The 24,407-nt window shown below is 71.6% G+C and carries 23 protein-coding genes and 1 pseudogene; all 24 read right to left on the bottom strand.

Annotated features, from left to right (window positions below):
• Nucleotides 1–63: 63 nt before the first annotated feature.
• Nucleotides 64–879, bottom strand: a complete 816-nt coding sequence (trpA, locus tag IFT36_RS00300) for a tryptophan synthase subunit alpha (protein ID WP_200412163.1) — start codon at nt 877–879, stop codon at nt 64–66.
• Entirely contained in the window at nt 876–2,084 is a 1,209-nt protein-coding gene (gene trpB / locus IFT36_RS00295) for a tryptophan synthase subunit beta (RefSeq protein ID WP_056045283.1), read from the bottom strand. Before trpB ends, trpA begins: the two co-directional genes overlap by 4 nt.
• A 2-nt stretch (nt 2,085–2,086) precedes the next feature.
• Entirely contained in the window at nt 2,087–2,860 is a 774-nt protein-coding gene (gene trpC / locus IFT36_RS00290; RefSeq protein ID WP_123570085.1) for an indole-3-glycerol phosphate synthase TrpC, read from the bottom strand.
• A pseudogene (locus IFT36_RS00285) lies at nt 2,861–3,076 on the bottom strand (DUF6704 family protein); the annotation flags it as partial.
• Nucleotides 3,077–3,220: 144 nt separating this feature from the next.
• Nucleotides 3,221–3,865, bottom strand: a complete 645-nt coding sequence (locus tag IFT36_RS00280; protein ID WP_200412162.1) for a Trp biosynthesis-associated membrane protein — start codon at nt 3,863–3,865, stop codon at nt 3,221–3,223.
• A complete protein-coding gene (locus tag IFT36_RS00275; RefSeq protein ID WP_369794370.1) occupies nt 3,865–5,397 on the bottom strand; it encodes an anthranilate synthase component I in 1,533 nt (510 codons plus the stop codon). The genes IFT36_RS00280 and IFT36_RS00275 overlap by 1 nt, the downstream gene beginning before the upstream one ends.
• Nucleotides 5,390–5,806, bottom strand: a complete 417-nt coding sequence (gene hisI, locus IFT36_RS00270) for a phosphoribosyl-AMP cyclohydrolase (protein WP_054146066.1) — start codon at nt 5,804–5,806, stop codon at nt 5,390–5,392. The genes IFT36_RS00275 and hisI overlap by 8 nt, the downstream gene beginning before the upstream one ends.
• 91 nt (nt 5,807–5,897) lie before the next feature.
• Nucleotides 5,898–6,704, bottom strand: coding sequence for an imidazole glycerol phosphate synthase subunit HisF (gene hisF / locus IFT36_RS00265; protein ID WP_200412161.1), 807 nt, complete (start codon nt 6,702–6,704; stop codon nt 5,898–5,900).
• 2 nt (nt 6,705–6,706) lie between these two features.
• Nucleotides 6,707–7,546 (bottom strand): ATP phosphoribosyltransferase, encoded by an 840-nt coding sequence (gene hisG / locus IFT36_RS00260; RefSeq protein ID WP_123570089.1) that lies wholly within the window; start codon nt 7,544–7,546, stop codon nt 6,707–6,709.
• 64 nt (nt 7,547–7,610) lie between these two features.
• On the bottom strand, nt 7,611–7,874 hold the full coding sequence (locus IFT36_RS00255) for a phosphoribosyl-ATP diphosphatase (protein ID WP_200412160.1): 264 nt from the start codon (nt 7,872–7,874) through the stop codon (nt 7,611–7,613).
• Nucleotides 7,871–8,536: a ribulose-phosphate 3-epimerase gene (rpe, locus tag IFT36_RS00250; RefSeq protein WP_056045300.1), complete on the bottom strand. Its 666-nt coding sequence runs from the start codon at nt 8,534–8,536 to the stop codon at nt 7,871–7,873. Before rpe ends, IFT36_RS00255 begins: the two co-directional genes overlap by 4 nt.
• 9 nt (nt 8,537–8,545) lie before the next feature.
• A complete protein-coding gene (locus IFT36_RS00245; RefSeq protein ID WP_192123632.1) occupies nt 8,546–9,916 on the bottom strand; it encodes an RsmB/NOP family class I SAM-dependent RNA methyltransferase in 1,371 nt (456 codons plus the stop codon).
• A complete protein-coding gene (locus IFT36_RS00240; RefSeq protein WP_200412159.1) occupies nt 9,913–10,914 on the bottom strand; it encodes a methionyl-tRNA formyltransferase in 1,002 nt (333 codons plus the stop codon). The genes IFT36_RS00245 and IFT36_RS00240 overlap by 4 nt, the downstream gene beginning before the upstream one ends.
• 15 nt (nt 10,915–10,929) lie before the next feature.
• A complete protein-coding gene (locus tag IFT36_RS00235) occupies nt 10,930–13,005 on the bottom strand; it encodes a primosomal protein N' family DNA-binding protein (RefSeq protein ID WP_307784980.1) in 2,076 nt (691 codons plus the stop codon).
• Between the two features lie 2 nt (nt 13,006–13,007).
• The gene (gene metK, locus IFT36_RS00230; RefSeq protein WP_056045305.1) at nt 13,008–14,240 is read right to left on the bottom strand and encodes a methionine adenosyltransferase; all 1,233 of its coding nucleotides are present in this window, start codon (nt 14,238–14,240) and stop codon (nt 13,008–13,010) included.
• Nucleotides 14,241–14,360: 120 nt separating this feature from the next.
• Nucleotides 14,361–14,627, bottom strand: coding sequence for a DNA-directed RNA polymerase subunit omega (gene rpoZ / locus IFT36_RS00225; RefSeq protein WP_056045308.1), 267 nt, complete (start codon nt 14,625–14,627; stop codon nt 14,361–14,363).
• Between the two features lie 77 nt (nt 14,628–14,704).
• A complete protein-coding gene (gmk, locus tag IFT36_RS00220; RefSeq protein WP_056045311.1) occupies nt 14,705–15,619 on the bottom strand; it encodes a guanylate kinase in 915 nt (304 codons plus the stop codon).
• Complete coding sequence (pyrF, locus tag IFT36_RS00215) at nt 15,607–16,461, bottom strand: orotidine-5'-phosphate decarboxylase (RefSeq protein ID WP_192123628.1); 855 nt, start codon at nt 16,459–16,461, stop codon at nt 15,607–15,609. Before pyrF ends, gmk begins: the two co-directional genes overlap by 13 nt.
• On the bottom strand, nt 16,458–19,733 hold the full coding sequence (carB, locus tag IFT36_RS00210; RefSeq protein WP_192123627.1) for a carbamoyl-phosphate synthase large subunit: 3,276 nt from the start codon (nt 19,731–19,733) through the stop codon (nt 16,458–16,460). The genes pyrF and carB overlap by 4 nt, the downstream gene beginning before the upstream one ends.
• Nucleotides 19,733–20,917 (bottom strand): glutamine-hydrolyzing carbamoyl-phosphate synthase small subunit, encoded by a 1,185-nt coding sequence (carA, locus tag IFT36_RS00205; RefSeq protein ID WP_123570094.1) that lies wholly within the window; start codon nt 20,915–20,917, stop codon nt 19,733–19,735. The genes carB and carA overlap by 1 nt, the downstream gene beginning before the upstream one ends.
• The gene (locus tag IFT36_RS00200; protein WP_123570095.1) at nt 20,910–21,431 is read right to left on the bottom strand and encodes a PH-like domain-containing protein; all 522 of its coding nucleotides are present in this window, start codon (nt 21,429–21,431) and stop codon (nt 20,910–20,912) included. The genes carA and IFT36_RS00200 overlap by 8 nt, the downstream gene beginning before the upstream one ends.
• Nucleotides 21,428–22,798, bottom strand: coding sequence for a dihydroorotase (locus IFT36_RS00195; protein WP_123570096.1), 1,371 nt, complete (start codon nt 22,796–22,798; stop codon nt 21,428–21,430). The genes IFT36_RS00200 and IFT36_RS00195 overlap by 4 nt, the downstream gene beginning before the upstream one ends.
• Entirely contained in the window at nt 22,795–23,751 is a 957-nt protein-coding gene (locus IFT36_RS00190) for an aspartate carbamoyltransferase catalytic subunit (protein WP_123570097.1), read from the bottom strand. Before IFT36_RS00190 ends, IFT36_RS00195 begins: the two co-directional genes overlap by 4 nt.
• A complete protein-coding gene (gene pyrR, locus IFT36_RS00185) occupies nt 23,748–24,341 on the bottom strand; it encodes a bifunctional pyr operon transcriptional regulator/uracil phosphoribosyltransferase PyrR (protein WP_056045333.1) in 594 nt (197 codons plus the stop codon). Before pyrR ends, IFT36_RS00190 begins: the two co-directional genes overlap by 4 nt.
• Nucleotides 24,342–24,407 lie beyond the last annotated feature (66 nt).

The raw sequence follows: 24,407 nt of genomic DNA, 5'->3' as shown, positions 1-24,407 counted from the left end.
GGTGCGGAGCGTCGGTCACCCGACGGGTGACGACTCTAGCGCGAGGGCGTCGGACCCGAGGGGTCAGGAGGCGGAGGGGGCCGCGCCGGACGACAGGTCGGCGGAGACCTCGGCGAGGCGTTCGACCCCGCCGTCGGCGAGGGCACGGACGAAGGCCGAACCGATGATGGCACCGTCGGCGTAGTCGAGCACCTCGCGGACCTGCTGGGCCGTGGAGATGCCGAGACCGACGCAGGCGTTCTCGACGCCCACCTCGCGGAGTCGGGCGACGAGGGTGCTCGCCGCCGCGTCAACGTCGGTTCGGGCTCCTGTGATGCCCATCGTCGAGACGGTGTAGACGAAGCCGCGACTACTGGCCACGGCCCGCCGGAGGCGCGAGTCGCTGGACGACGGAGCGGCCAGGAACACCCGGTCGAGGTCGGCGGCCTCGGCCGCGGACATCCACGCGTCGGCCTCGTCGGGGATGAGGTCGGGGGTGATGAGCCCGGCACCGCCCGCGGCCGCGAGGTCGTCGGCGAACCGCTGGACGCCGTACTGCTCGACCGGGTTCCAGTAGGTCATCGGGATGACCGGGGCGTCGACGCGGGAGGTGATCTCACGGATCGCCGTGAAGACGTCGCGCACGCGGAACCCCTCGGCGAGGGACCGCTGTGTGGCTGCCTGGATGACCGGGCCGTCCATCACGGGGTCGGAGTACGGGATGCCGAGTTCGATGACGTCGATGCCGTTCTCGGCCATCGCCACCGCGGCCTCGATGCTGGTGTCGAGATCGGGGAACCCGACCGGCAGGTATCCGACGACGGCGCCGCTCCCGGCGTCTCGCCGGGCCCGGATCGCGTCGCCGACCTTGCTCGTACCGGCGGGGACTGCGGCGGTCACAGCTGCTGTGCCTTCTCGTCGAGGACGCCGAAGTACCGGCTCGCGGTCGAGACGTCCTTGTCGCCACGGCCGCTGAGCGAGACCAGGATCGTCCAGTCGGGGTGCTCCAGACCGAGCTTGATCGTGCCCGCCAGGGCGTGTGCCGACTCGATCGCGGGCATGATGCCCTCGGTCTGCGAGAGCAGTCGGAAGGCCTGCATCGCCTCGTCGTCGGTGATCGGCTGGTACTCGGCCCGGCCCGACTCGGACAACCAGGCGTGCTCCGGGCCGACGCTCGGGTAGTCGAGGCCCGCGGAGATGGAGTGGCTCTCGAGCGTCTGACCGTCTTCGTCCTGCATGAGGTACGACTTGGTGCCCTGGAGGTTGCCGATGCGGCCGAGGGTGATCGACGCCGCGTGACGGCCCGTCTCGACGCCGTCCCCGCCGGCCTCGAAGCCGAACAACCGCACCGAGGGGTCGTCGAGGAACGCGTGGAAGATGCCCATGGCGTTCGAGCCGCCGCCGACGCAGGCCGTCACGGCGTCGGGCAGTGCTCCGGTCAGGTCGAGGACCTGCTGGCGGGCCTCTTCGCCGATGATCTTGTGGAAGTCGCGCACCATGGCCGGGAACGGGTGCGGACCGGCGACCGTGCCCAGCACGTAGTGCGTGGTGTCGACGCTGGAGACCCAGTCGCGCATGGCGTCGTTGATGGCGTCCTTGAGGGTGCGGGAGCCCGTCGTGACCGAGACGACCTCGGCTCCGAGCAGGCGCATCCGCGCGACGTTGAGCGCCTGGCGCTCGGTGTCGACCTGCCCCATGTACACGACGCACTCCATGCCGAAGAGGGCGGCGGCGGTGGCCGTCGCGACGCCGTGCTGACCGGCTCCGGTCTCGGCGATCAGGCGAGTCTTGCCGAGCTTTCGGGCCAGCAGCGCCTGTCCGAGCACGTTGTTGATCTTGTGGGACCCCGTGTGGTTGAGGTCTTCACGCTTGAGGATGATGCGGGCACCACCGGCGTGCTGGGCGAACCTCGGAACCTCGGTGATGATCGACGGCCGGCCCGTGTAGGTGGCGTGGAGAGCCGTCAGCTCGGCGGCGAACTCGGGGTCGACGGCCGCGGCCTTGTAGGCCGCGTCGAGCTCGTCGAGGGCGGCCACCAGGGACTCGGGGACGAAGCGACCCCCGAACGAACCGAAATACGGACCTGTCTCGTCGCGCAGTGCCATGGTCAGACCTCCAGGAAGCGGGTGATGGCGTCGGCGGGGTCGCCGTGGGTCACGAGGGCTTCGCCCACGAGCACGACGTCGGCACCGGAGCGACGGTAGTGGGCGACGTCGTCGGGCGACGAGACCGCCGACTCGGCGACGCGGGTGACGCCCGTCGGGATCGAGTGCGACAGGCGACCGAAGAGGTCCCTGTCGAGTTCGAAGGTCGTGAGGTCGCGGGCGTTGACGCCGAGGACGGTGGCACCGGCGTCGAGGCCGCGCGACACCTCGTCGGCGGAGTGCGCCTCGATGAGTGCGGTCATGCCCAGTTGCCTCACGAGGTCGTGCAATTCGAGGAGGCGAGGCTGTTCGAGCCCGGCGACGATCAGCAGCACGAGATCGGCACCGGCCGCCCGCGCCTCGAACACCTGGTACGGGTCGGCGATGAAGTCCTTGCGGAGGACGGGCACGTCGACTGCGGTGCGAACGGCCTCGAGGTCGGCGAGGGAGCCCTTGAACTTCCGGCCCTCGGTGAGGACGCTGATCGCGCTCGCTCCCCCGGCCGCGTAGGAGCGGGCCAGAGACGCCGGGTCGGCGATGGTCGAGAGGTGGCCCCGTGACGGGCTGGCGCGCTTCACCTCGGCGATGACCTTGACACGGTCGCCGGGGGCGAGGGCGGTGCGGGCGTCGAGTGCGGGCTCACGAGAGAGCGCCGCTGCCTCGACGGCGGCGAAAGGGAGGGACTCGCGGCGTGCTGCGGCGTCGGCCACGGCACCCGCGTAGAGGTCGTCGAGCACCTAGTTGTGGGCCTTCGGCACGTAGCGGTGACCACCGACGCCGTAACCGGCCTTCTTGAGCACGAGACCGACGATCAGTCCGACGACGACCAGGCCGGCCGACGCCCAGACGATCCACGGGACGTCGAGGAAGAAGGCCAGCGTGCCGATGGCGAAGCCGACCAGCATGATGACGACGGCGGTCCAGGCGGCGGGCGAGTTGCCGTGCCCGAGGTCGTCGGCCGTCTCGGTGTCGCGGCCCTTCGAGCCGGAGTCGACCTTCGCGGGGGCGTTCGCGAGGGGCGCGTCGCCACCGGACGGGGTGCTCGTCGTGTTCGTGCTCACAGTGCTCCTTGGATCAGGTCGGTACGAGTGCTGAGTCTACCGGGTACGACCCGGCTCGGTGGGGCCCGACCCGCCCTCGTCGAGGTGCGCCGGGTCGTCGGTGGGATCGTCGCCACCCGACAGCGCGTCCCAGGCGGCCGCCGGATCGGCCGAGGGATCCGCGGCGACCAGTCGCGTGGCGGAGTACTTGCGGGTGGCCTGGGGCCAGGCGCCCGCGAGGAGCACGGTGGCGACTCCGAGGAGCGCGGCGAGGACGCCGGCCACGAGCCCGAGCCAGGGCCAGGCCGTGGGCTCGACCGAGGAGACGATGGCCCGGATCGAGTCGGTGCCGTCGACGCCCGTGGCGGTCGTCACGGCGCTCCCCGAGGCGCGCACGGGGTCGGCCAGGGCGGTCGACGTCGTGACGACCACGCTGACGCCCAGTGCCACCTGGAGAACCCCCAGGACGACGCGGAAGACGCGGCCGGCGATCGTGAGCGCCCCGAAGAGCGCCAGGCTGGCCAGCGACAGGGCGGACAACGGCGCACCGGCGACGTCGCCGGCGACGTCGAGCGGGAGGTCTCCGCCCTGGGGGGAGGCGACGACGACGTGGAACCAGTCCTGCGTCCAGGACAGCAGGGCGAGTCCCGCGAGCAGGATGCCCCCGAGGATCGTCATGAGCTTCAGGCGACGAGCGGGCATCAGCGGAGCCGTGCCATGGCGTTCGCGACCGCGACGGCACGCAAGGGGGCCGCGGCCTTGTTGCGCGCCTCCTGGTTCTCGGCGACCGGGTCGCTGTCGGCGACGAGACCGGCACCCGCCTGCACGCGGGCCACGCCGTCCTGCAACAGGACGGTGCGGATCGCGATCGCGACGTCGGCCGAGCCGGCGAAGTCGAAGTAGCCGACCACTCCCCCGTAGACGCCCCGCTGGGCGGGCTCGAGTTCGTCGATGATCTCGAGGGCCCGGGGCTTGGGAGCACCCGACAACGTGCCGGCCGGGAAGGTGGCACGGAACGCGTCGATGGCGTCCTTGCCGGGAGCGAGGTCGCCCTCGACGCTCGAGACGAGGTGCATGATGTGGCTGAAACGTTCGACCTGCATGAACTCGGTGACCTCGACGGTTCCCGGCGTGCACACCTTGAGCAGGTCGTTGCGGGCGAGGTCGACGAGCATGAGGTGCTCGGCGCGTTCTTTCTCGTCCGAGGCGAGTTCGTCGGCGAAGCGCTGGTCCTCGTCGGGCGAGGCTCCGCGGGGCTTCGACCCGGCGATGGGATGCGTGTAGGCCCGCCGGCCGTCGACCTTGACCAGCGCCTCGGGCGACGAGCCCACGATGGTGTACGGCCGGCCCTGCACGTCGTCGAGGGTCACCAGGTACATGTACGGGCTCGGGTTGAGCGTCCGCAGCACCCGGTAGACGTCGAGCGGCTCGGCCGTGACCTCGTGGTCGAAGCGCTGGGAGACGACGACCTGGAAGACGTCGCCGTCGTGGATGAACTGCTTCGACCGCCGGATCGCGTGCGCGTACTCGTCGTCGGTCGAACGCCGGGTCGGCGTGGCCTCGATCGTCAGGTCGACGTCGGACAGGAACGCCTCGCTCGGGGCCGCGAGTCGGGATTGGAGGTCGTCGAGTCGGGACTGCGCGTCGGCCCACAGGACGTCGGGCTCGTCGGTTCCGTCGTTCAACGCGGTGGCGACGAGCAGGACGGCACCCGTGCGGTGGTCGAGGGCCACGAGCTCGGACACGAAGCTGAGCGCCTGGGAGGGCACCGTGAACTCGGCCGGCGGCGCGTCGGGAAGGTGTTCGAGCTCGCGCACGGCCTCCCAGCCGATGAACCCGACGAGGCCGCCGGTGAGGGGCGGCATGCCGTCGATGCGCGGGGTCGCCCACCGGTGGTGCAGGGCGGAGAGCACCTCGAGGGGACGGCCGACGGCATCGCCCAGCGCCCGGTCGCGGTCGATGCCGTAGTCGATCCAGCGGGCCTCGCCGTCGTCGGTCGTGAGCACGCCGAACGACGAGACGCCGACGAAGGACCACCGGGACCAGATCCCGCCCTGGGCCGCCGACTCGAGGAGGAAGCTGCCGGGCCTGCCGTCGGCGAGCTTGCGGTACACCCCCACGGGCGTCTCGCCGTCGGCGAACAGGTCGCGGACGACCGGGACGACCCGGTGCCCGGCCAGCCGCTCGTCGAACTGGGCCCGGGTCGTCGAGGTGCGGATCGGGGCGTCAGCCACGGAGGCCTCCGGTGGGGTCGGTGTCGCCGGACGGCAGGGACGAGGAGGCGGTGGCCGGCTCGAGCGGGTCGACCTCGAAACAGGAGTGCGAGCCCGTGTGGCAGGCGGCGCCGATCTGTTCGACCGTGACGAGCAGCACGTCGTCGTCACAGTCGAGGGCGGCGGCGCGGACGAACTGCGCGTGACCGGACGTGTCGCCCTTGCGCCAGTACTCCTGTCGAGAGCGGGACCAGAAGGTGACGCGCCCCTCGGTGAGGGTGCGGCGGAGCGCCTCGGCGTCCATCCACCCCATCATGAGCACGTCTTTCGTGCCCTCTTGTTGGATGATGGCGGGCAGCAGGCCCGACGCGTCGAACCGGGCACGGGCGACGACGGGCTCGACCGTCTCACGCGTCAGCTGGTCGGTCATGGTGTGCTCCTCGATGCGATGCGATGCGATGCGATGCGATGCGATGCGATGTCGGCTGCTCGGCTGCGGCCCGGTGCGGTGACGGCCCGCCTCAGCGGACGACGGCCCCCGACCGGGCCAGCTCGTCCTTGACCTGGCCGATGGTGAGTTCGCCGTTGTGGAAGACCGACGCCGCGAGCACGGCGTCGGCACCCGCCTCGATGGCCGGGGCGAAGTGCTCGAGCCGACCCGCCCCTCCGGACGCGACGACCGGCACCCGGCTGAGCTCGCGCATGGCGCGGACGAGTTCGAGATCGAAGCCCTGCTTGGTGCCGTCGGCGTCGATCGAGTTGACGAGCAACTCACCCGCCCCGCGTTCGATGGCCTCACGCGCCCAGGCGAGCGCGTCGAGGGTCGTCTCGGTGCGACCGCCGTGGGTCGTGACGACGAAGCCGGAGGGGGTGCTGCTTGAACGCTTGACGTCGAGCGAGAGGACGACCGCCTGGGCTCCGAACCGGTCGGCGATCTCGCTGATCAGGTCGGGCCGCGCGATGGCGGCGCTGTTCACGCCGATCTTGTCGGCCCCCGCCGCCTGCAGCCGGGCGACGTCGTCGGTAGTGCGCACGCCGCCCCCGACCGTCAGCGGGATGAAGACCTGCTCGGCCGTCGCCCGGACGACGTCGTAGGTGGTCGACCGCTCGTCGACCGTGGCGGTGACGTCGAGGAAGGTGATCTCGTCGGCACCCTGCTCGTAGTACGTGCGGGCCAGCTCGACCGGGTCGCCCGCGTCGCGCAGGTCGAGGAAGTTGACGCCCTTCACCACGCGGCCGGCGGCCACGTCGAGGCACGGGATGACCCGGACGGCGAGGGAGGCGTCGGCGGCGACCGCGCCGGGGACGACCGCGTCGTCGGCGGTCACGGCTACAGCCTCGCGGCGTGGATCGGGCTGACCAGGATCGCCCGGGCGCCGAGGTCGTAGAGGGCGTCCATGACCTGGTTGGTGTCGGACCGCGGGACCATCACGCGGACGGCTGCCCAGTCGCGGTCGTGCAGCGGGGAGACGGTGGGCGACTCCATGCCGCCGGCGACGGCGGTCGCGGCGTCCAGCTTGTCGACCGGGACGTCGTAGTCCATGAGGACGTACTGCCGGGCCACGAGGACGCCCTGCAGGCGACGGTGGAGGACCGCCAGACCGTCCACCTCGGCGTCGGACGAGATGAGGACGGCCGTCGACTCGAGGATGACCGGCCCGAAGATCTCGAGCCCGGCCGCCCGCAGGGTCGCACCGGTCGACACGACGTCGGCCACGGCGTCGGCGACGCCCAGCTGCACGGCGCTCTCGACCGCTCCGTCGAGCGGCACGAGGGTCGCGGTGACGCCGTGGCTCTCGAGGAACGAGCCGACGAGACCGGCGTAGCTCGTGGCGACCCGGGTGCCCTGCAGCTGGCGGAGGTCGGCGAAACGGCCGGGAGGGCCCGCGAAACGGAAGGTCGAGCCGCCGAAGTCGAGGGGAGCGACCTCGTGTGCGGGCGAGTGCGAGTCGAGCAGCAGGTCGCGACCCGTGATGCCCACGTCGAGGGCGCCCGACCCCACGTAGGTCGCGATGTCGCGCGGGCGGAGGTAGAAGAACTCGACGCCGTTGCGCGGGTCCTCGACGTGGAGGGTCTTGGGGTCTCGGCGACCGGTGTAGCCGGCCTCGGCGAGCATGGCGGAAGCGGTCTCGCTGAGCGATCCCTTGTTGGGCACTGCGACGCGGAGCATGGGGTTCTCTGTCTGCTGGGGCGCCGCACGAGCGGCGTGACGAACGGGGGTGACGGAGGCCGACTCAGAGATGTCGGTAGACGTCGGCCGGGGTGATGCCCTTGGCGATCATCATGACCTGCAGGTGGTAGATCAGCTGGGAGATCTCTTCGGCGGTCGCGAGGTCGCCCTCGTACTCGGCGGCCATCCAGACCTCGGCGGCCTCTTCGACGATCTTCTTGCCGATCTGGTGCACTCCGGCGTCGAGTTCGGCCACGGTGCCCGACCCCTCGGGCCGGTCGCGGGCCTTGTCGCTGAGCTCGAGGTACAGGTCGTCGAAGGATTTCACGACGTCAAGGCTACCGTCGCGGCGGCCGCCCGGAGTGCAGCGATGTTGTCGACGGGCGACCCGCCGTAGACGGCGGACCCGGCGACCACCGTGTCGGCACCGTTCTCGACGGCCGTGACGATGGTCTCGGTCGTGATGCCGCCGTCGACCTCGAGCCACACGTCGAGCCCGGAGGCGCGCACGGCCTCACGGGCACGGGCCAGCTTGGCCATCGTCTCGGGCATGAAGGACTGTCCGCCGAAGCCCGGCTCGACCGTCATGACGAGGATCATGTCGTACGCGTCGAGGGTCTGGAGGTAGGGCTCGAGGTCGGTGCCCGGCTTCACGGCGACGGAGGCGCGGGAGCCGTTGCTGCGGATGGCCTGCGCCGTCGAGACGGGATCGGACGCCGCCTCGGCGGAGAAGGTCACCGAGAACGCGCCCGTCTCGGCGTAGCGGGGTGCCCAGCGGTCGGCGTCGTCGATCATCAGGTGCAGGTCGAGCGGTACGGGGCTGACCTCGCCGAGACGCTGCACGACGGGGAGGCCGAGGGTGAGGTTGGGCACGAAGTGGCCGTCCATCACGTCGACGTGCACGAGGTCGGCGGTCGAGATGCGCTCGAGGTCGCGCTCGAGGTTCGCGAAGTCGGCCGAGAGGATGCTGGGGCTGATGCGGATCGACACGGGACGAGCCTACCGTCCGGCACGTTTCTCGATCAGGGCGACGAACATGGCGTCGGTTCCGTGACGGTGCGGCCAGAGCTGGACGAACGGCGCCGACGCCAGGTCGACGGCGCGGCCGGCGATGCGCTCGACGCCGGCCGTCGCGTCGAGCAGGACGAGATCGTCGTCGCGGCCTCGGAGGCCCGCCTCGACGACTCCGCGCGTCTCGGCCGTGTGCGGGGAGCAGGTCACGTAGGCCAGGACTCCCCCGGGCGCCAGCGCGTCCAGGGCGCTGGCGAACAGGCGCGACTGGAGGGCCGTGAGCTGACCGACGTCGGCCGGCTGCTTGCGCCACCGAGCCTCGGGTCGCCGCCGCAGGGCCCCGAGGCCGGTGCAGGGCGCGTCGAGCAGGATGCGGTCGAAACCTCCGGGCCGTTCCGCCCCGAAACGGGTGGCGTCACCCTCGAGGACCTCGACGTCGCCCGGGACGGCCTCGAGCGCCTGTCGGACGAGCCCCGCCCGTGCCGGGACGAGCTCGTTGGCGACGAGGTGGGCACCCGCCCGAGCAGCCTCGGCACCGAGCAGGGCGGCCTTGCCGCCGGGTCCGGCGCACATGTCGAGCCACCGTTCTCCGGGTGTGGCGGGGCGGTGTCGACTGAGGAGGAGCGCGGCGAGCTGCGACCCTTCGTCCTGCACGCGGGCACGCCCCTCGCGGACGGCCGTCTGCTGGGCCGGATCGCCCCCACCACTCGTCGCCGCCAGTGGCGACAGGCGCCCGCTCGGGGCGCCGAGCTCGGACACCTCGGCGAGCCCCGGCAGGGCGACGAGGCTGACCTTCGGGGCGTCGTTGTCGGCCGACAGCAGATCGACGAGCTCGCCCTCCCGCCCCTCGGCGGCCAGCGAACGACGGAACGCCCGCACCACCCAGGCGGGGTGCGACCACTCCGCGGCCAGACGGTCGTCGTCCCCGGTCGTGCCGGCCAGGACCCGCTCGCGCCACTCGTCGGGCGTCGACCGTGAGATGGTGCGCAGGACGCCGTTGACGAATCCGGTCCCCGATCGGCTGCCCACCTGACGCGCGAGCTCGACGCTCTCGTCGACGGCCGCGTGGACGGCCACGCGCGTCGAGAGGAGCTGGTGCGCGCCGAGGCGGAGGACGTCCAGGAGTGCCGGGTCGATCGCATCGGTGCCCCGACGGGCGGCCAGCGCGATGACGCGGTCGTAGTAGCCCCGGAGGCGCAGGGTGCCGTAGGTCAGTTCGGTCGCGAGCCCCGCGTCTTGGGCCCCCAGACGGGCCCGGACGATGCGCTGCGGCAGCAGGAGGTTGGCGTAGGCGTCGTCCTGCTCGACGGCCCGGAGGACGTCGAGGGCGACCTGGCGGGCGGGCTGAACTCGGCTCATGAGGTGCTCTTCGGGTCGGTGTCGGTGTCGGTGTCGGTGTCGGTGTCGGTGTCGGCCGGGACGGGCGGGGTGGGCGGGGTCACGCGAAGGTCGACCCCGCCGGGCAGCCCCCGCCACCAGTCGGCCGCCGACATCTCTTTCTTGCCCGCCGGTTGCACCCGGACCAGCTCGACGGGCGAGGAGGCGGTGCCCAGCAGCACACGGCGGCCCCGGGACTCGAGGCGACCGGCCTCGAGAGGTGCCTCGCCGGTCGACGTCGTCCGCGCCTCCGTGATCTTGAGGCCCGAGCCGTCGAGGTCGACGCGGGCGCCGGGCTCCGGCGTGACGCCTCGGAAACGGGCGATCACCTCGGTCGCCGGTCGCGAGGCGTCGAGGACGCCGTCGGCGAGGGTCAGCTTGGGGGCGAGCGTGACCGCGCCGGTCTGGGGCGTCGCCGTGGCCGTGCCGTCGGTGAGGCGGTCGACGACGTCGACCAGCAGGCCGGCACCGGAACGCGCGAGCTCGGCGAGGAGCTGGCCTGCGGTCTCGGTGCCGTCGAGGAGGCGCTCGAGGGTGCCGTAGACGTCCCCCGCGTCGAGCTCGGGGACGAGCTGGAACACCGCGGCGCCCGACACGGCGTCGCCCGCCATGAGCGACCGCTGGACGGGGGCGGCGCCGCGCCAGGCGGGAAGGAGGGAGAAGTGCAGGTTGACCCAGCCGAGCCGGGGGGCGCCGAGGAGGGGCTCGCGGAGCAGGGCTCCGTAGGCCACGACGACGCCGAGGTCGGGATCGAGTCCCGTGAGCTCGGCCGTGACCTCAGGCGTGATGCGGCGGGCCTTGACGACGCGGAGACCGAGGCGGTCGGCCTCGACGGCGACGGGGGTGGGGGTCAGGACGCGTCTGCGTCCCTGCGGGGTGTCGTCGCGGGTCAGCACGGCGACGACCTCGTGAGGACCGTCGGCGAGGGCGGTGAGCGAGGGCACGGCAGCGGCGGGGCTGCCGGCGAAGACGAGGCGCATGGGGTTCCTGGCGGGTCAGTCGGCGAACGGCTCGACGTCGTCGAACCGCACTCTGAGTGTAGGGACGGCCCGCGCACGCTTCTGACCGAGCGCCTTGCGTCGGTCCGTGGCCGCCCGGATGACCTGGGAGCGGAGAGCCAGCGCCACGTCGTGACCACGCGAGTAGTCGAAGCGGACGATGGCGCGGACGCCGGCGGACTCGACGTCCACCGGACCGAGGGTCTCGGCACGGACCTCGTCGGGCAGGTCGTCGAGCGCACGCGCGACGGTGTCGACCGTGCCGGTCACGGTGGCCACGCGGACGGCCGGGGGGAAGCGCAGGACGCGACGGTCGGCGAGCTCCGAGGAGACGAAGCGGGCGAGCTCCCACGTCGCGAGGGCGGAGGCGATGGCGCCACCCACCCCGACCAGCACGACCGGGGCGCGACGTGCGGCCAGGGCCGTGGCGTTGGCCCACCAGCGGAGGCAGTCCTCCGCGACGCGGAGGCTCTCTCGGGCGAGCATGCGCTCACCGTCGAGCAGCAGCACGGCTCGGTAACCGCCGGGGGCGATCGGCTCGGCCCCGCGGGTCGCGACGACGATCGCCGGGTCGGCGTCGACGTGGGTCAGGGCCCTCGCGCCGTCCGAGACGATGACGCGCACCCCGGGGAACGCCTTGCCGAGTTCGTCGGCCGTCCGCGACGCGCCGGTGCCGACGGCCCGCATGCGCGTTCCCTCGCAGGTGCGGCAGTGCCACGAGACGGCCAGGGCGCCACACCAGGCGCAGGCCGGGGTCGCCCCTCGCTCGCGTTGCTGGAGGGGGCCGTTGCACCGCAGGCAGCGGGCCGTGTCGCCACAGTCGACGCAGGCCAGGCGTGGCGAGTAGCCGGGCGAGGCCACCTGGATCAGGACCGGTCCGTGCTCGACCGCGGCCCGCGCCTCGGCGTAGGCCGAGGAGGGGATGCGGGCCTGCGCGGCGAATCCGTCCGTGGCGGCCTGACGGACGGTCGGCACGACCCGGGGCTGGTAGCGCGGATCGGGACGCACCTCGGCCAGGAAGCCGATCTCGACCAGGCGCTGCACGTCGGTGCTGCGGGAGTGGCCGAGGAACACCAGGGCGCTGTCTTGTTGGGCCTGCCGGAGCAGCGCGGTGTCGCGGGCGTGCACGTACGGGGCGAGCGGCTCGCCGAAGGACGGGTCGCCGTCGTCGAACACCACGACGACCCCGAGCCTGGCCGAGGGGGCGAGCAGGACGGACCGGTTGCCGACGACGACCACGGGCTCGTCGCCTCGGGCACGGAGGAGCGCTCGGTAGCGGTCGGCGTTCGACTGTCGGGAGTCGAGCCGGACGACGCGGTCGGGCGGGAGGACGGCGGCGAGGGCCTGGAGGACGTGTTCTTCGTCGCGGTAGTCGGGGACCGCGACCACGGCGTTGTCGCCCGCGCCGACGGCGACCGCGGCGAGCTGTGCGGCCGTGAGGGCCCAGTGACCCACCCATGCCCCGTCGGGCAGTTCGACCAGCAGCGGAACGGCGTCGACCGCCGCACGACCGCGGGCCGCAACGAGCCCGGCGAGGTCGGTCGACCGATAGCCCACGACGACCGGGACGGGTTCGGGGTCGGCGTCGGCGTCGTGGTCGGGAGCCGAGGCTGCCACGGGAGCCACGGTCGGGGCAGTGGGGCCGGTGGGGCCGGAGGCCGGTGAGGACGAGTTGTCGGCGGCGGCCAGGTGGGCCTTCTCGACCCGGACCTGACGCGGTGGGATCGCGAGCCGCACGACGTCGCTGGCCGATCCGCCGGCCCGGTCGGCCACGGCGCGCGCGAGGCGCCACACCTCGGGTGCCAGGACCGACACGGTCGACACGACGTCCTCGATCTCGGACAGGTCGCCGCCGTGCTCGGACGACGACGCGACCTCGACGACGAAGCCGTCGGCGATGCGCCCGGCGGAGCGGAGCGGAACCTTGACGCGGATGCCCGGGGCGATCTGGTCGCGCAGCCGCTCGGGCACGGCGTAGTCGAACAACCGGTCGAGTTGCGGCAGCGGCGATTCGACCATCACCCGGACGACGCGCGGCACGCTGTCGACGGGGACGTCGGCGACCGCCGCCACGGTCAGAGCCCGGCGGCGGCCCGGAGGGCGTCGACGCGGTCGAGCGCCTCCCAGGTGAAGTCGGGCAGGTCGCGACCGAAGTGGCCGTAGGTCGACGTCGCCGCGTAGATCGGCCTCAGCAGGTCGAGGTCGCGGATGATCGCCGCCGGGCGGAGGTCGAACACGCTCTCGATGGCGGCCGTGATGACGTCGTCGCCGACGTGCCCGGTGCCGAAGGTCTCGACGTAGAGGCCGACGGGTGCGGCCCGCCCGATCGCGTAGGCCACCTGGAGTTCGAGCCGGTCGGCGAGGCCCGCGGCGACGGCGTTCTTGGCCACCCACCGCATGGCGTACGCGGCGGACCGGTCGACCTTCGAGGGGTCCTTGCCCGAGAACGCGCCCCCACCGTGACGGCTCGCCCCGCCGTAGGTGTCGACGATGATCTTGCGGCCGGTGAGTCCGGCGTCGCCCTGCGGGCCGCCGATCTCGAACCTGCCGGTCGGGTTGATGATGAACCGGGTGTCCGTGGACGAGAACCCTGCCTCGTCGAGGACGGGGCGGATGACGTGCTCGATGACGTCGGACTCGAGCTGAGCGCTCGAGACCGCAGGCGAGTGCTGGGTCGACAGGACGACGGTGTCGACGGTCGTGGGCACGACCCCGTCGTAGCCGACCGTCACCTGCGTCTTGCCGTCGGGCCGGAGGTAGTCGAGGGTGCCCGACTTGCGCACGGCCGCCAGTCGCTCGGCGAGCCGGTGGGCCAGCCACACGGGGAGCGGCATGAACTGGGGGGTCTCGTTGGTGGCGTAGCCGAACATGATGCCCTGGTCGCCGGCACCCTGGCGGTTGAGCAGGTCGTCGTCGCCGCCACGCGCCTCGAGGGCGGTGTCGACGCCCTGGGCGATGTCGGGCGACTGGGACCCGATCGACACCTCGACGCCGCAGGTACGGCCGTCGAAGCTCACGGCCGACGAGTCGTAGCCGATGCCCACGATGAGGTCGCGCACGATCGTGGGGATGTCGACGTAGCCCTTGGTGGTGACCTCGCCGGCCACGTGCACGAGTCCCGTCGTGACCATGGTCTCGACCGCGACCCGGCTGGCGGGGTCGACAGCCAGCAGCGCGTCGAGGATGCCGTCCGAGATCTGGTCGCAGATCTTGTCGGGGTGGCCCTCGGTGACCGACTCGGAGGTGAAGAGTCGAAGGGAGGTCGATGCCGTCGGGGCGGGGGCGGTCGTCGTGTCGGTCGGGGTCACGGTGTTCCTCTGGGTGTCGTTCTGGGTGGGGACGCGATGAGGCCCCGCGGGATGGACTCCCGGGGGCCTCGTCAGATGATAGGACCGACCACCGTCAGAAGGGCTGGTCGTGTCGCCCCGCTACTCGGAGGGGACGGCGAGCGGCTTCACCTCGAGCTTGTCCTCGTTGATCTCGTGCATCGCGACCGACAGGGGCTTGTCGTCGATGGAGCTGTCGACCAGGGGGCCGACGTTGTCGAACAGGCTGCCCTCGTGCAGGTCGGCGTAGTAGTCGTTGATCTGACGCGCGCGCTTGGAGGCGAAGATGACGAGTGCGTACTTCGACTCGACCTTCGACAGCAGCTCGTCGATGGGGGGATCGATGATGCCCTGGTTCTTGTCGGCCATTGGTTGCTCCTCGTGTCGATGGGGGACGGTGCCGGCTCCGCTCGGGACGAGCGTGGGCACCAAGATGGGGGCGCGGGTCACGCGCGGGTGCGGCCCGGTTCGGGCGCAGTCATCAATTCTACGACCTCCCGGGCCGCTTCGGCCACGTCGTGGTTCACGACACGCGCGTCGAACTCGTCCTGGGCGGCCAGTTCGACCTTCGCGGTCTCGAGTCGGCGTTGCTGTTCGGCGGCGTCCTCGGTACCCCGACCGATGAGTCGACGGACGAGTTCGTCCCAGGTCGGGGGCAGCAGGAACACGAGCACGGCCTCGGGCATGGCGGCCCGGACGAGTCGAGCGCCCTGCAGGTCGATCTCGAGCAGCACGCTGCGCCCCTCGTTCAACGCGGCGTCCAACGGAGGGCGGGGCGTGCCGTAGCGGTACGAGTTGTGCACCGTGGCGTACTCGAGCAGTTCGCGGTCGCGGATCATGCGGTCGAACTCCGCGTCGTCCACGAAGTAGTAGTGGACCCCGTCGACCTCGCCGGGTCGCGGGGCACGGGTCGTCGCCGACACGCTGAGGTGCACGTCGGGGTAGTTCTCGCGGATGTAGGTCGAGACCGTGCCCTTGCCCACGGCCGTGGGGCCCGCCAGGACGACCAGCCGGGACCGGAGGCGCCCCTTCGACTCGCGGACGGCCAGCCAGTCGCCGAGGATGCGGCGTTGCCTCACCCCGAGTCCGCCGACGCGCTTCGACTCGGCGATGCCGAGCTCGGTCATGATGCGGGCGACGCGGGTCGGACCGATGCCCGGGATGCTGGTCAGGAGTTCGCGGACCCTGAGCGACCCCTCGGGGCTCGTGGGTTCACCGGCCCAGGCGGACTCGGCGACGTCGAGGGCGCTGCGGGTCCGGGAGGCGACGGCGTTCTTGACGGCGGCGCGACCGCGACGCGCGGCCACGGCGGCTCGGGCCGCAGCGGCACGGTCGACGGGAGGCGGGGTCAGACGAGGCACGAACGCACCTCGTCGGCATCACGACGGACCGCGTCGGCGAACCCTTCCGGACCCGCCGAGAGCAGGGCTCGGGAGGCGGAGACCAGCACGGCACCGGCCGCGGGGCCGAAGAGCCGCGGCAGGTCGGCATAGGTCGCGCCCTGGTGGCCGAACCCCGGGGCGAGCACCGGCGTCGTCGTCAGTCGGGCGGCGTCGATGCCGTAGTCGTCGAGGTCGACGGTCGCGCCGAGCACGAGGCCGACGCTGCCGAACGGAGCGTCGCCCGCCGTCTGGTTGTCATGGAGCACGTCGTCGACGATACCGCTCGCGACGGTGCCCTCCGCGCCGTGGTCGTCCGTCCGGACGGCCGTCTGGGTGGCGAGGGCCTCGACGTTGGACGTCGCGGCCAGCACGAAGACGCCGGCGCCGACGGCCCGTGCCCGGGTGACCAGTCCGGTCATGGAGTCGAAGCCGAGATAGGGCGAGACCGTCAGCGCGTCGACCCGCAGCGGTGACGACGCCCCGAACCAAGCCTCACCGTAGGCGTCCATCGTCGAGCCGATGTCGCCCCGCTTCGCGTCGCCGATCTGCACCAGGCCCCGCTCGCGACCGGCCTCGAGGACGTCTTCGAGGGCTGCGAACCCAGCAGAGCCCCACCGTTCGAAGAACGCGACCTGCGGTTTCACGATCGTCGCCGAGCCGACCAGACCGTCGAGGACGCGCAGGCCGAACTCACGGACACCCGAGGCGTCGGACGGCAGGCCCCATTGGTCGAGGAGGTAGGGATGGGGATCGATGCCGACGCAGAGCGGACCGGTCGCGGCGAAGGCCGCCGCGAGCCGGTCGCCGAACGTCGAGCTCACCGTCGGGCCGCCCGGGCGAGGCCGTAGTCCTGCAGGCTCGTCACCTCGAGGTCGCTCTGGACGGCCTCGATCGAGGCGACGGCCGCACCGAGCTGGGCGATGGTCGTGAAGAGCGCCTTGTCGGCTGCGACCGTCGCCGCACGGATCTCGTAGCCGTCGGCCCTCGCGCTCGAGCCGCTCGGGGTGTTGATCACGATGTCGACCTCGTCGGCGTTGATCAGGTCGACGACCGAGTGGCCTCCGGCGCTGAACTTGTCGACGGTGTCGGCGTGGATGCCGTTGCGGACGAGGACGGTGGCCGTCCCCTCGGTCGCCAGGATGCGGAAGCCGAGCTGCTGGAGGCGCAGCACCGGCAACACGATGGCCCGCTTGTCGCGATCGGCGACGCTGACGAAGACGGTGCCCGAGGTGGGGAGGCCGCCGTACGCCGCCGTCTGGCTCTTCGCGAACGCCCGGGGGAAGTCGCGGTCGATGCCCATGACCTCGCCCGTGGAGCGCATCTCGGGGCTGAGGACGCTGTCGACGACCTGGCCCTCCTTCGTGCGGAACCGCTTGAAGGGGAGCACGGCTTCCTTCACCGAGATCGGCGAGTCGAGGGGGACGTCCGATCCGTCCTGCTCGGGCAGCAGACCGGTCTCCACGAGGTCGCGCACGCTGTGGCCGACCATGATGAGCGAGGCCGCCTTGGCCAACGGGATGCCGAGGGCCTTCGAGACGAAGGGCACCGTGCGGCTCGCCCGGGGGTTGGCCTCGATGACGTAGAGCACGCCGGCTGCGATCGCGAACTGCACGTTGAGCAGACCGGACACGCCGATGCCCTTCGCGATGGCGAGGGTCGCGTCGCGGACGCGGTCGATCTCGCCCTTCCCGAGCGTGACGGGCGGAAGGGTGCAGCTCGAGTCCCCGGAGTGGATGCCGGCCTCCTCGATGTGCTCCATGATGCCGCCGACGTAGAGCTCGGTGCCGTCGTAGAGCGCGTCGACGTCGATCTCGACGGCGTCGTCCAGGAACCGGTCGACCAGCAGGGGTGCCTCCGGTCCGATGATGGCCTGGTCGGCGACCCGTTCGAAGTAGTCGGCGAGCGAGGGGCTGTCGTAGACGATCTCCATGCCGCGGCCACCGAGCACGTACGACGGACGCACCAGCACCGGGTAGCCGATCTCTTCGGCGACGGCGACGGCGCTGTCGTAGTCGGTCGCCGTGCCGTTGCGCGGCGCGAGCAGGCCGGCGGCGTCGAGGATGCCCTGGAAGAGGCCTCGTTCTTCGGCCGAGTCGATCGCGTCGGGCGTCGTGCCGAGGATGGGCACGCCCGCGGCCTCGAGGCCCTTCGACAGGCCGAGGGCCGTCTGGCCGCCGAGCTGCACGACGACGCCGACGAGCTCGCCGCTGGCGCTCTCGGCGTGGACCACCTCGAGGACGTCCTCGAGGGTGAGCGGCTCGAAGTACAACCGGTCGCTCGTGTCGTAGTCGGTCGACACCGTCTCGGGGTTGCAGTTGATCATGATCGTCTCGAACCCGGCGTCGCTCAGGGCGAAGCTCGCGTGGACGCACGAGTAGTCGAACTCGACGCCCTGCCCGATGCGGTTCGGCCCGGAGCCGAGGATGATCACCTTGCGGCGATCGCTGGCCACGACCTCGGTCTCGGCGTCGTAGCTCGAGTAGTGGTACGGCGTCAGCGCGGGGAACTCCCCCGCGCAGGTGTCGACGGTCTTGAAGACGGGACGCACGTCGAGGGCGTGCCGGTGATCGCGGACCTGCTGCTCGGAGAGACCGCGCAACTGGCCGATCTGGTCGTCGCTGAAGCCGTGGTCCTTCGCGAGGACGAGCACGTCCGCGTCGAGCTCGGCCGCCGCGGCGACCTGCTCGGCGACCTCGTTGATCAACACGACCTGGTCGATGAACCAGGGGTCGATCTTCGTGGCGTCGAAGACCTGCTCGGCGGTGGCGCCGGCCCGCAGGGCCTGCTGCACGGTGACGATGCGGCCGTCCGTGGGCGTCGACGACAACGCGAGCAGCGCCTCCTCGTCTCCGGGCTCGCCCTGCCAGTGGAAGCTCGAGCCACGCTTCTCGAGCGACCGGAGCGACTTCTGCAGCGCCTGCGTGAAGTTGCGGCCGAGGGCCATGGCCTCGCCCACGCTCTTCATCGTCGTGGTCAGCGTCGTGTCGGCCGCCGGGAACTTCTCGAAGGCGAACCGGGGCACCTTGACGACGACGTAGTCGAGCGTCGGCTCGAAGGAGGCGGGGGTCACCTTCGTGATGTCGTTCGGGATCTCGTCGAGACGGTACCCGAGGGCGAGCTTCGCCGCGATCTTGGCGATCGGGAAGCCGGTCGCCTTCGACGCCAGGGCGCTCGAGCGCGACACGCGGGGGTTCATCTCGATGACGATGACGCGGCCGTCCGCGGGGTCCACCGCGAACTGGATGTTGCAGCCGCCCGTGTCGACGCCCACGCGACGGATGATGTCGATGCTGATGTCGCGCAGGTTCTGGTACTCGCGGTCGGTCAGGGTGAGCGCCGGGGCGACGGTGATCGAGTCGCCGGTGTGGACGCCGACGGGGTCGACGTTCTCGATCGAGCAGACCACGACCGTGTTGTCGGCCGTGTCCCGCATCATCTCGAGCTCGTACTCCTTCCAGCCGAGGATGCTCTCCTCGAGGAGCACCTCGGTGGTCGGGCTCTGGTGCAGGCCGTCCGTGACCATGCGGACGAGCTCGTCACGGGTGTAGGCGAAGCCCGATCCGAGCCCGCCCATGGTGAACGAGGGCCGGATGACCAGCGGGTACCCGAGGTCTTCGGCGTACTCGACGGCCTGGTCGACCGTCGTGGCGATGTACGACTTGGCGACGTCGGCACCGGACTCCAGCACGAGCTTCTTGAAGAGCTGGCGGTCCTCGCCCTTCTGGATGGCCTCGACCTTGGCGCCGATCAACTCGACGCCGTGCTTGGCGAGGATGCCTTCTTCGTCGAGGGCGATGGCGGCGTTCAGGGCCGTCTGCCCGCCGAGGGTGGGCAGGATCGCGTCGGGGCGCTCCTTCACGATGATCGCCTCGAGCACCTCGGACGTGATGGGCTCGATGTACGTCGCGTCGGCGAAGTCGGGGTCGGTCATGATCGTGGCCGGGTTCGGGTTGACGAGGATGACCCGGACCCCTTCTTCACGCAGCACGCGGCACGCCTGGGTGCCCGAGTAGTCGAACTCGGCCGCCTGGCCGATGACGATCGGCCCGGAGCCGATCACGAGGACGGAGTTGATGTCGTCACGCTTGGGCATCAGTTGCTGCTTTCGATGTCGGAGCCGAAGTCGACGGCCTGGCCGTTCGTGCGGGCGACGACCGCCTCGCGGAAGCGGTCGAAGAGGTGGTTGCTGTCGTGGGGGCCCGCGGCGGCCTCGGGGTGGTACTGCACCGAGAACGCGGGGATGTCGAGGGCACGGAGGCCCTCGACGACCTGGTCGTTCAGGCTGTAGTGGCTGACCTCGACCCGACCGAAGCCGGCCGGGGAGTCGAGGACGCCGTCGATGGGTGCGTCGACCGCGAAGCCGTGGTTCTGGCTGGTGATCTCGACCTTGTTCGTCGTCTTGTCGAGCACGGGTTGGTTGATGCCGCGGTGGCCGAAGGGCAACTTGTACGTGCCGAAACCCAGGGCCCGGCCGAACAGCTGGTTGCCGAAGCAGATGCCGAAGTAGGGCAGCCCGTCCCGCAGGGCACCCTGCAGCAGTTCGACCTGGGAGTCGCTCGCCGCCGGGTCGCCCGGGCCGTTCGAGTAGAAGAGGGCGTCGGGGGCGAGAGCACGGAGCTCGTCCAGGGTCGTGGACTGCGGCAGCACGTGCACCTCAAAGCCGCGCTGCGCGAGGTAGCGGAGCGTCGAGGTCTTCACGCCCAGGTCGAGCACCGCGACGGAGCCGATGCGGTCGCCCTCGGCGTGCAGGACGTACGGCTCGACCGTCGACACCTGGCTCGAGAGGTTAAGGCCGCGCATGTCGGCCCCGGCGGTGACGAGGGACAGCTGCTCGTCGGGGTCGAGCTCCGCGTCGGGACCGCTGAAGACCCCGCCCTTCATCGAGCCGACCTCGCGCAGACGGCGCGTGACGGCGCGGGTGTCGATGCCGCGGATGCCGACGATGCCGTCGGCGACGAGCTGGTCGTCGAGGCTGCCCTGCGCCCGGTGGTTCGAGACCACCCGGCTCGCGTCCCGCACGACGTACCCGGCGACCCAGATGCGGCGTGACTCGGGGTCGGTGTCGTTCACGCCCGTGTTGCCGATGTGCGGTGCCGTCATGACGACGATCTGCCCGGCGTACGACGGGTCGGTGAGGGTCTCCTGGTAGCCGGTCATGCCGGTCGCGAAGACGACCTCGCCGAGGGTGCGTCCGACGGCGCCGTAGGCACGACCCGTGTAGCGGGTGCCGTCGGCGAGGACCAGCACGGCCCTCTCGGTGGTGGAGGCGTCAGTCAATGGTCTTCTCCTTGGTGGTGCCGGCCCCGGGGGCCGTGGGGACGAGGGGGCGGATCGCGGCGACGACGGGTGCCGGGTCGTCGGTGATGCGCAGGTAGGTGTCGAGGTCGACGTCGCCGAGGCGCCAGCCGACGACGACGAGGCCGTCCCGCTCGACGACGCGGTCGATTGTCCAGGTCGCACGGTCGACCCCCCGCAACGAGGAGGCGCGGATCAGCACGGCCGGTTCGCCCGCGATCTCGAGGCGCACGCCCTCGGCGTGGACGGACACGATCGCCCGACCGCGGAACCCGAGGCCGTGCACGACGACGCGGTCGAGCGGGTCACCGCCCCGTGACGTGGCGACGTAGAGGGCGTCGACGGCGAGGACGGGGGCCGAGAGGTCGTCGGGCGCCCGGTCGGGCGCGGGGATGTCGGACTGACGCCGCCCCCTGGCGCGCCAGGAGCGGGCCATCAGACCGATCAGCAGTCCGACGCCGACGAGGATGAGCGCGGCGATGATCCACTGGCTCATCGGGCGGGCGTCCCCTCGGAGGCGGCGAGGGCGGCGGCGCTGTCGACGAGTCGAGCCGCGTGGGCGACGACCTCGCTCTCGACGACGTTCCCGTCGACCACCGTCGCGTAGCCCTGGTGGAAGGTCGCCCGCACCTGTCCGGGCAGGACGCGACCGAGGTAGGGCGAGTTGCGGCTCTTGCCCGCGAGGTGCTCGGTCGAGAACGTGCGGGTCACCCCACGATCGTAGAGCGTGAGCTCGGCGGGCTCGCCCACGGCGAGGGGACGGCCGTGGCCCGCGACCTGCCCGATCTCGGCCGGGGCGATCGACATGACGCGGGCGACGTCGGCCCAGCCGACGAGCCCGGTGTCGACCATCGTGTGGTGGACGACCGACAGGGCCGACTCGAGGCCGACCATGCCGTTCGCGGCCGCATCCCACTCGCAGCACTTGGCCTCGGACGTGTGCGGGGCGTGGTCGGTGGCCACGATGTCGATCGTGCCGTCGGCCAGGGCGGCACGCAACGCCTCGACGTCTTCCGAGCGACGCAGCGGCGGATTGACCTTGAACCGTGAGTCGTAACCCGACACGAGGTCCTCCGTCAGCAGGAGGTGGTGCGGCGTCACCTCGGCCGTGACCTCGATGCCGCGCGACTTGGCCCAGCGGATGACCTCGACGCTGCCCGCCGTCGACACGTGGCAGACGTGCAGTCGGGCGCCGACGTGGTCGGCGAGCAGGACGTCGCGGGCGATGATGGCCTCTTCGGCGACCGCGGGCCAGCCTCCCAGGCCCAGTTCGGCCGACAGTGCGCCCTCGTTCATCTGGGCGCCCTCCGTGAGCCTCGGCTCCTGGGCGTGCTGGGCGAGGACTCCCCCGAACCCCTTGATGTACTCGAGGGCCCGACGCATGAGCAGCGGGTCGGCGACGCAGGAACCGTCGTCGGAGAAGACCCGGACGGCGGCCCGCGAGCGGGCCATGGCACCGATCTCGGAGAGGTGGGTCCCCTTCAGCCCCTGGCTCACGGCACCGATCGGGCGGACGGTCACGAAGCCGGCCCGCTCCCCCAGCGCCTGCACCTGTTCGACGACCCCCGCGGTGTCGGCCACCGGCGACGAGTTCGCCATGGCGTTGACCGCGGTGTACCCGCCGGCGGCCGCTGCGCGGGATCCGGTCAGGACGGTCTCGCTGCCCTCGCCCCCCGGCTCGCGCAGGTGGGTGTGGAGGTCGACGAGGCCGGGGAGCAGGAGCAGGCCGTCGGCGTCGGTGACCGTCGCACCGGCGGCGGTGAGGCCGGTGCCGAGTTCGGCGACGACGCCGTCACGGACGACGACGTCGGTGCGGGTGCCGTCGACGGTCTCGGCGCCCCGGATGAGGTGGGTGGTGGTCACGATGCGTCCTCCCGGTCGCCGGCGAGGGTGAGGTAGAGCACGGCCATGCGGACGGCCACGCCGTTCGTGACCTGCTCACGGACGGTGGACCGCGGCGAGTCGGCGGCCTCGTCGCTGATCTCGAGGCCGCGGTTCATCGGGCCGGGGTGCATGACGAGCGTGGACTCGGGCAGAGCCCGGAACCGCATCGCACCCAGCCCCCAGGACCGGGCGTACTCGCGGGGATTGGGGAAGAACGCGTCGTTCATGCGCTCCTGTTGGATGCGCAGCATCATGACGACGTCCGGTCGCACCTCGGCCAGGGCCTCGTCGAGGTCGTAGCGGACGGAGACGCCGAAGCGGCTGACGTCCACCGGGATCAGCGTGGGAGGCGCGACCACCGTGACGTGCGCCCCGAGCGTCCGCAACAACCACGCGTTGGAACGGGCCACCCGCGAGTGCAGGATGTCACCGACGATCATCACCTCGACGCCGTCGAGGTCGCGCCCCCGGCTCGCCGCGCCGTGGACGCGCCGGCGGATCGTGAACGCGTCGAGCAGGGCCTGCGTGGGGTGTTCGTGGGTGCCGTCGCCGGCGTTGACGATGCCGGCGTCCACCCAGCCGCTGTCGGCCAGCACACGAGGTGCGCCGCTCGACGGGTGGCGGATCACGATGCCGTCGGCCCCCATGGCGGCGAGGGTCTGGGCCGTGTCCTTCAGGGACTCGCCCTTGGAGACGCTCGACCCCTTGGCGGCGAAGTTGATGACGTCCGCACTGAGCCGCTTGGCCGCGGCCTCGAACGAGATGCGCGTGCGGGTGCTGTCCTCGTAGAACAGGTTGACGACCGTGATGCCGCGGAGCGTCGGCAGCTTGCGCACCTCGCGGGTGGCCACGTCCGCCATGTCCTCCGCGACGTCGAGGACGCGGATCGAGTCGTCGCGCGAGAGGTCGGCGGTGCTGAGCAGATGCCTCATCGGTTCGCCCCCGGGGTGGTGACGGGCGCGGAGGCGGCACCCGCGCCTCCTGCGGTCGTGGCGTCGTCGATGGCGACGAGTTCGTCGTCGTCGACGCCGTGCAGTCGCACGAAGATGCGCTCGACGGTCGAGGTCGGCAGGTTCTTGCCCACGAAGTCGGCACGGATGGGCAGTTCTCGGTGGCCTCGATCGACGAGGACCGCGAGGCGAACGGCCCGGGGTCGGCCGATCGAGCTCAGGGCGTCCAACGCGGCACGGATGGTACGCCCCGAGTAGAGGACGTCGTCGACGAGGACGACGGTCTTCCCGTCGATGCCGCCGGAGGGCACCGAGGTGGGTCGGGGCGACCGGGTGGGCTGGCGCCGGAGGTCGTCCCGGTACATCGTCACGTCGACCGACCCCACGGGAACGGTGCTGCCCGAGATGGACGAGAGGGTCGCGGCGAGCCGATCGGCGAGCACGACCCCCCGCGTCGGGATGCCCAGGACGACCAGGTCGTCGGCACCTTTGTTCGACTCGAGGATCTCGTGCGAGATGCGCGTGAGGGCACGCGCGATGTCAGCCTGACTCAGCACGGTACGGGTGCTCAATCGGACCTCCTTCCCCGCCTCTCGGGACGGAATTTAAAGGATGTCGGTGTGGGTCGCTCAACCCTA

The sequence above is a fragment of the Frigoribacterium sp. CFBP 13605 genome (assembly GCF_014839405.1).
Lineage (GTDB): Bacteria > Actinomycetota > Actinomycetes > Actinomycetales > Microbacteriaceae > Frigoribacterium.
Note: the sequence above shows the minus strand (reverse complement) of the source record. Positions and strands in the feature narration are given on the sequence as shown.

Bases quoted from the DNA above. Each gene is read 5' to 3' on its own strand.
- trpB (WP_056045283.1), bottom strand. From the start codon at position 2,084: ATGGCACTGCGCGACGAGACAGGTCCGTATTTCGGTTCGTTCGGGGGT.
- IFT36_RS00280 (WP_200412162.1), bottom strand. From the start codon at position 3,865: ATGCCCGCTCGTCGCCTGAAGCTCATGACGATCCTCGGGGGCATCCTG.
- hisI (WP_054146066.1), bottom strand. From the start codon at position 5,806: ATGACCGACCAGCTGACGCGTGAGACGGTCGAGCCCGTCGTCGCCCGT.
- hisG (WP_123570089.1), bottom strand. From the start codon at position 7,546: ATGCTCCGCGTCGCAGTGCCCAACAAGGGATCGCTCAGCGAGACCGCT.
- IFT36_RS00245 (WP_192123632.1), bottom strand. From the start codon at position 9,916: ATGAGCCGAGTTCAGCCCGCCCGCCAGGTCGCCCTCGACGTCCTCCGG.
- IFT36_RS00240 (WP_200412159.1), bottom strand. From the start codon at position 10,914: ATGCGCCTCGTCTTCGCCGGCAGCCCCGCCGCTGCCGTGCCCTCGCTC.
- rpoZ (WP_056045308.1), bottom strand. From the start codon at position 14,627: ATGGCCGACAAGAACCAGGGCATCATCGATCCCCCCATCGACGAGCTG.
- carB (WP_192123627.1), bottom strand. From the start codon at position 19,733: ATGCCCAAGCGTGACGACATCAACTCCGTCCTCGTGATCGGCTCCGGG.
- IFT36_RS00200 (WP_123570095.1), bottom strand. From the start codon at position 21,431: ATGAGCCAGTGGATCATCGCCGCGCTCATCCTCGTCGGCGTCGGACTG.
- IFT36_RS00190 (WP_123570097.1), bottom strand. From the start codon at position 23,751: ATGAGGCATCTGCTCAGCACCGCCGACCTCTCGCGCGACGACTCGATC.